Here is a 7,104-nt window from a genome sequence, read left to right as displayed (position 1 = left end):
CAAAGACAATTTCCTGCATGGGCGCGCGGTCTTTACGCTTATAAATCAGATCCACATCGGCCTGAGTGGGCCGGCCTTGCGGCCAGAATTTTTCCCAGCGCAAAAACAAATCCGCATAGGCCGAAGCTTCTTTTTTCGCTTGAAAATCTTTATAGTACTTAGACTGACGCGAGATATGATTGATCATAAAGTCAAACATGAGGTAGTACTTCTCTCCTAAGCGCTTAACGTCAGTCCAATCGCCAAAGGCGGGATCCACCTCATCGTAGGCAATGGGAGCAAAGCCGCGGTCACCGGTTGAGGGAAAGAAAGGCAGCAGGTGCACCCCGCCGACTGCGGCACCAAAGTAGCGCTCCAGATTGTCTTCTAATTCTTTTAAGTTCTTACCCAGACTGTCTGAGTAAGTAATGAGCATGGTTTGATTTTTTATGGACATAGTATTACTCTTTCTTTATTGTAAACATACAATTTTCACTGATACTCTTTTTCTTAGTTCTCATTTGACCGCACCATTGCTCATACCAGAAATGATATTCTTTTGGAAAATGAGGTAGACAATGGTGATAGTGACAATCCCAACGACATAGGAGGCAAAGCTTGGACCGTAATCGTTAAAATACTGGCCGGTATAGTTATATTGAAAGAGCGGCAGGGTCCACATTTTTGAATCCTTGTTTAAAATTAAAAGAGGCAGCATGAAGTCATTCCAAAACCATAAGGCATTAATAATGAGGACTGTTGCATGCATAGGTTTTAACATTGGAAAGATTACTTTAAAGTAAGTCGTAAATTTATCTGCTCCATCAATTTCAGCTGCTTCATCCAAACTATCAGGGACACTCATTTTGATATAACCAACATATAGAAAGAGGGTCTGCGGAATTGCATAAGTCAAATAAAGCAATATAAGTCCCCACATATTAGCCAGCCCCAGCCGATTCATCATAACAGTGATAGGAATCATAATAACCTGAAAAGGAACAAAAATTCCCAGTATTAAAAGGCTGTACATGATGGCAAATGCTTTTTTGCGCGACATATTTCGAGCAATAGAATAAGCTGCTTCAGGAATAAATAGTGTCACTAAAAGAACTGACAGAACTGTGATGACAGCTGAATTCCAAAAATAATCGCCAATGCCGTCTGAGAGTAACTGCTGGTAATTATTAAAGGTGAAAGGATTAGGAAAGGAGAAAAAATTATTCATGATATCTTTAGTCGTTTTAAAAGAACTAAAGACCGTTACCAAGAGGGGAATCAGAATGAGAAACCCTCCGACTGCAAGGAGAACATATTTCCAAAAATTATTAACTGCTTCTTCTTTTTTCATAGCTGAAAACCTCCTGCTAGATTTCAAACTTTTTGGAGAGTCTGATTTGTAAGACAGAAATAAGTCCGATAATAACAAATAAAACAAGGGCAATCGCATTGGCATACCCATACTGATTGTTCTTAAAAGCATAATTGTAAACCAAAAGTCCCAGTGATGTTGTGGCATCATTAGGGCCACCGCCAGTCAAGGCGAAGATTTGATCAAAAGCTGTCAAGCCTGCTTTCAGGGCCATAATGAATACCATGGAAATGCTAGGCAGCAAGTAAGGCAGCTCTACTTTCCAAAAAGTCTGTCTACTGGATGCCCCATCAATTTCAGCAGCTTCAATAATCTCTATTGGAATACTCTGAAGGCCTGAGAGAAAGATGATAACCGGCATAGCAACGCCCTGCCACAAAAGAACAAAGATTACCGAGAAAATGGATCCTGCATTGGTTCCTAATAAACTGACCTTTAAAAAATCAATATTAAGCGCATTACCAATAGCAGGCAGACCGTAGTTGAAAACCTGTTTGAAAATCAAGGATACCGTCAAGCCAGATAAAACTGCCGGAAAGAAAAACCAAGCTCTAAAAAAAGTTTTAGCCTTAATTTTAGAGTTGAGAGCTCTTGCTACCAAAATGCCGAGACTGATTTCTCCAATAATGAGACACAGGGTCAAAATCACCGTAAAGCCAATAGCTGATAAAAATTTACCGTCTGTTGCTAAAATCTTATAGTTGTTCAAACCAACAAAATTAAAATGATAGGTCAAGCCGGTCCAGTCAGTAAGGCTATAAAAAGCTCCCTGTACCATTGGAAAATAGAAGAAAATAATCTGTAAAACCATGGGGATAATCAAAAATGTCCAGCCCCAGTATTTATTAAAAACTTTTCTAAGTTTCATCTTTTCCTCCCTTAATCTACATCTGCTTTCATAGGATTAAAGAAAGCGTTCAAATCATCTGCATAATCCTTTTTGTTTCCTGTCATAAGGTAATTGGTCGTCAGGGTAAAGAAATCATTTTCACTGGTCCAATCTTGTGCCAGCCAGACCATATGCTTATCTGTGAAGGCCAAACGGCTGAGCCCAGCTAATTCTGAATTCGTCTTTTCTTTAACCCCTTTAACTGCGACAGGCGATCCATCAGCATTGTAATATTTTTGCATCGCTTTAGCACTTGTCATATAGGCTACAAATTTATTAGCTTCAGTTTTATGCTTAGTTTTAGAGGAAATCGATAAGGCTAGGTCTCCGGCACCTACCGTCAACTCTTCTCCTTTGTTCTTTCCTGGAAAGGCAAAAGTGGCAACCTTAAAGTTTGGCTCCTGCTGTTTAATAATAGGCAGAGCCCAAGAACCATTAGGTGTTATTAGGGCATCACCTTTTGCAAAACTTACCAAGGCATCATTGTAACTGGCTCCCTGCCAGTTAGGCTGCAAGGCTTTCTTTTTACGCAACAGATTAAGACGTCTTAAGTCTCCCTTTAAGATGGTATCACTGGTTTTAATAGAGCCAGGTTTTGAAAAGCGTAAATAATTATTAACGGCTTTGCCGCTTCCTGCAACAGTGGCAAAGGACAGCTGGTTGTAACCGTTAAGTGTCCAGCTCTCAGAACCAGCAATGGCAAACGGCGTTTCTTTCTTTTGAATAATCGTATCAACCAGTTTCTCAAACTCATCCCAAGTTTGGGGAACTTTGAGTCCTAATTTATCAAAGGCTGTTTTATTGTAGAAAAAACCGTAAGCGTTGGCTGACAAAGGAACATTGTAAATTTTCTTTTTAATGGCATACTTTCTGGCATAATTATTTTTGATGTTTTTGACATAGGCTTTATTTGTCATGTCTTCAAAATAACCAGCCTTGGCCCATTCCTGAAAATCAACGTTTTGCGGATAAATATTGATAACATCAGGAATATCGCCCGACAGCATACGCGATTTTAAAACTTCTCCAGGACTTGGAACATCAACCACTTTAACGTGAATATCAGGATTTTCTTTTTCAAAATCTTTGGCAATTTCTTTTAAAACACCCGACATTTCCTTTTTTTGATTGAAGTACTCAAGCGTTACTTTGCTGCCTTTGGAACTACTACTCTGACAAGCTGCTAAGGCTAAACTTGTAACTACAAGCACAGCAAATAAAGTGACTTTTTTATACCATTTCATCAAATAACCTCCTTTATTTTTTGATTAGGTAAAGTTGCTGGCTGAGATAATCTCCTTGCGGTAAGGTCATGGTCAGACCCGCATACATGAGCTCTGCTCCCGAATAAATCTTGCCTTCACCGACAAGTTCATAAAAAGCATCTGGCTCCAAACCTTTTAGTTTCAATGTTGTTTCAATGCTTTCAATGGTTGACAAAATCCGCACGTAAGTGACTACTATACCTTTTTCGTGACTGAATTGGACAGCTGCTTCATTAGAGTGTTCATTTGGATTTAAGAGCCGATATTGCTTGCCAAATTGAACAATAGGCCGAATCTGCTTATAGGTTTTGACCTGCTGAGCAATCTCTCGCTTTTCATTTTCAGATAAGGTTGTTAGATCCAATTCATAGCCAAGATTTCCCATCATAGCGACATGACCGCGTGTTGAGAGCGGAGTTAACCGCCCCATCTGGTGATTTGGAGCAGCAGAGACGTGCGCCCCAACAGAAATCGTCGGATAGAGATAAGATGACCCATATTGAATGGACAAACGTGCAATGGCATCCGTATTATCACTAGCCCATACCTGCGGAAAGTAGCGCATCATGCCCAAATCATTACGGCCGCCGCCACCCGAGCAGCTCTCAAATAAAACATGAGGATGTTTTTGGATCAAAAAACTGACAAGTTCATAAAGCCCCAGCATATAGGCATGAGACTGCATCTGGGTTTCAAGATAGGTTGAACCATTACCGATATTTGTTATGTTGCGATTATAGTCCCATTTAATATAATCAATGGCATTCTTAGTCAAGAGCTCATCAAAGACATGCTTCATATGGGCTACTACCTGAGGATTGGCATAGTTAAGGACCAACTGATTGCGCGAGTAGGTATGCCCTCGTCCTTCAGCCTGAATAACCCAATCAGGATGTGCCCGATAGAGGTCACTGTCTTCTGAGACCATTTCTGGTTCTACCCAAAGACCAAATTTTAAGCCTTTCTCATGAATGGCTTTAATCAGCTGCGGCAGACTGCCGCCTAATTTTTCTTCATTGACAGACCAATCTCCCAGAGATCGATTATCATCAAAGCGCCTGCCGAACCAACCATCATCCAGCACAAACAGCTCCATACCCAATTGACTGGCTTCATCTGCCAAATCAAGTAGCTGTTCTTTCTTAAAATCAAAATAAGTCGCCTCCCAGTTATTAATCAGAATTGGACGCTCCTGATGCGTAAAGTTGGCAGGAATAATATGCTGCTTCACAAAATCCTGACTTTCCTGAGTCAGAGCCGTCAGTCCCTTATCTGTATAGGTGAGCAAGGCAACTGGGGTGTCAAACTGCTCCTTAGCTTTTAATTTCCATGCAAAATTATCATCATTCAAACCGATACCCAGCCGCACTTCATTTAACTGATTTTTTTGTACAAAAGCCTGAAAATTACCGCTGTACATCAGCTGTAAAGCCAAAGCTTCACCGTAGTATTCACTAGCTTCATGCTGACAGAGGATTAGCGCTGGTGTCTGAGCATGTCCAGACGCCCCGCGGTTAGAAGCAATCAAAAAAGTTCCTTGTTCTACTGGCTGTCGCCGAACCGTTTTCTCACGTGCATAGGCTCCTTGCAGACTGATAAGATCATAACTGTCATTCGGAAAATCAAACATGGCTGAAAGTGCTCGATGCACAATGACGGTTTTTTCTGAATGGTTCACAAGACGGGCAAAGGCTGAAATTGTGGCGTTATCTGCATAAGCTGTATAGTAGAGCTTCAGCTCAATCTGCGCTAAGCTGTCTTCCAAGGTGAATTCTAGAGTTTCAGCGCCTACCGTGGAATAAGGGTTGGGTAGGCCCTTAGCTTCCTTTACTCCATCAATAACTCTGGCTCTTTTAAACTTAAACTGCGTCAACTCATTGTTATCATGCTGAATCTTAAAAGACGGATGTCTAAAATCACCAAATCCATGTACTCCTACTATCTGCCGCTGTGTATCATAACTGTAGGTTCTGACATCAGGGCTGGGGTTCCCGGAAAAAGCGTGATCCCTTTCAAACATCGTATTGGAAAAATGATACTGCGAAATTTTTTTACCTAAATGTTTCAGCAGTAAATCATTGTTTCTTCTCTCAATAATCATTGAGGAATCCTTTGTTTGTATGTAAAAAAGATTATCTTCAATTTTAATGCCCATTAAGTACTTTCTCCTTTCATGATATTATTATAATACTTGAAAGCGCTTTTAAAAATAGCTCTTTGTTTCCTTTATATGGTATAATGTTGTTTAATAGAAAGGAGTATAGTATGAATGTTTTAAACGCCTACAGTGAATTTGACGGCAGTCATTTTGATCTTAATGTGGATCACTATGGTGCTGAGGTTTGTGATAGCGGTTATTCTTTTGGCCCCAGTGTTCGCCACAATTATGTCTTGCATTTTATCCTCAGCGGCTGTGGACGTTTCACCATCAATGGAAAGACAGTTTTTTTACAGACTGGAGATATCTTTTTACTTCCTAAAGACAAACTGACCTTTTATCAAGCTGATCAAGATGACCCGTGGAGCTACCTTTGGGTGGGATTCAGCGGTTCACGCGCAGATAATATTCTCCGGCAGACCAATCTGTTGGACAATTTTTACTGCCACTCGTCTATCCACTCTCCTATTGTAAAGCAGATGATTAAGATTATTGATTCTGACAAGCAGCCTTTTAACATAGCTGGTGAGCTGCAGCTTATCAGTAAATTTTACCAACTCCTTGCCTATCTGATTGCTGCTTTTCCAAACCAAAACACCAGCAGCCAGCAAACAAAAAACTATATCCGGCAGGTTTTGAAAATGATTCACAGTCAATATGATAAACCCTTGCGAGTATCTGCAATTGCAGACAAAATGAATCTAAACCGCAGCTATTTGTACAAAATTTTTAAGGAGCAAACGGGATACTCTATCAAGGATTACATCCTTCAGGTTCGAATGGAAAAAAGTTCTAAACTTCTGCAAAATCCAGCCTTAAGCATCACTGAAATAGCACACTCTGTTGGCTTTTCGGATCCGCTTGCTTTCAGCAAGATTTTTAAGAAATATTTTCAAATAAGTCCTAGTCAATACCGCAAGAACCATGCCTAAATGCCTCTCCCCCGAAAGATAGCAAAAGAGAAAAAGAGTGAGCCGAGCAAATTTTGAAAAGCTCCCTATCAAATGGATAATCAACTAATAAAATATTAGGTAATGTCCTTGTTCCTCATCTCAAGAGGGGCAAAGCTATTGTGCTTCTCCTGATAACAGTGGTTGTTGTAAGAATAGATATAAGCATTAATAGCAGTGGCTAATTCCTCTAAAGTCCTGACTGATACTGTATTATCTCACTAATTGACTAATAGAAATTCTATGCTTGAGATATATCTAAACAATTTCTAATTTATCTTCTATAGATACTTGACTTCGTTCAGACATGCGAAAACTCCCCCCCTTATAGCTTCTAGTGAAATTTTTATTTTTTCACTGTCCCCTGTAAGGGAGAGTATCATCCCTTAACAAGGTATAAAATAGTCAAAACTAAAAGAAGAGTAAGGTTAGTAATCTTACTCTTCTTGTTTTTTCTCGATTGTTAAAGGCAGCCGCTGCTTCAATCAAAC

Annotated in this window: 6 protein-coding genes; 1 reads left to right on the top strand and 5 read right to left on the bottom strand. The window is 39.9% G+C overall.

The features are described 5' to 3' along the window. The 5 genes from G573_RS0105215 to G573_RS0105195 all read right to left on the bottom strand — a co-directional run. On the bottom strand, window positions 1-436 hold a 436-nt coding region (locus tag G573_RS0105215; RefSeq protein ID WP_027975721.1), incomplete at its 3' end, for an alpha-amylase family glycosyl hydrolase. Window positions 437-496: 60 nt separating this feature from the next. Further along, window positions 497-1,330 (bottom strand): carbohydrate ABC transporter permease, encoded by an 834-nt coding sequence (locus G573_RS0105210; RefSeq protein ID WP_027975720.1) that lies wholly within the window; start codon window positions 1,328-1,330, stop codon window positions 497-499. Window positions 1,331-1,346: 16 nt separating this feature from the next. Beyond that, entirely contained in the window at window positions 1,347-2,219 is an 873-nt protein-coding gene (locus G573_RS0105205; protein ID WP_027975719.1) for a carbohydrate ABC transporter permease, read from the bottom strand. Between the two features lie 11 nt (window positions 2,220-2,230). Then, on the bottom strand, window positions 2,231-3,484 hold the full coding sequence (locus G573_RS0105200) for an extracellular solute-binding protein (RefSeq protein WP_027975718.1): 1,254 nt from the start codon (window positions 3,482-3,484) through the stop codon (window positions 2,231-2,233). Between the two features lie 13 nt (window positions 3,485-3,497). After that, window positions 3,498-5,660 carry an alpha-galactosidase gene (locus G573_RS0105195; protein ID WP_027975717.1) on the bottom strand — a complete coding sequence of 721 codons (2,163 nt, stop codon included), beginning with the start codon at window positions 5,658-5,660 and terminating at the stop codon, window positions 3,498-3,500. Between the two features lie 110 nt (window positions 5,661-5,770). On the opposite strand from G573_RS0105195, the gene G573_RS0105190 reads away from it, so the two are divergent. After that, entirely contained in the window at window positions 5,771-6,595 is an 825-nt protein-coding gene (locus tag G573_RS0105190; RefSeq protein ID WP_027975716.1) for an AraC family transcriptional regulator, read from the top strand. Window positions 6,596-7,104: the final 509 nt, after the last annotated feature.

The organism is Streptococcus devriesei DSM 19639 (assembly GCF_000423725.1).
GTDB classification, from domain to species: Bacteria; Bacillota; Bacilli; order Lactobacillales; family Streptococcaceae; genus Streptococcus; species Streptococcus devriesei.
This window is presented reverse-complemented; position numbering and strand designations above follow the sequence as displayed.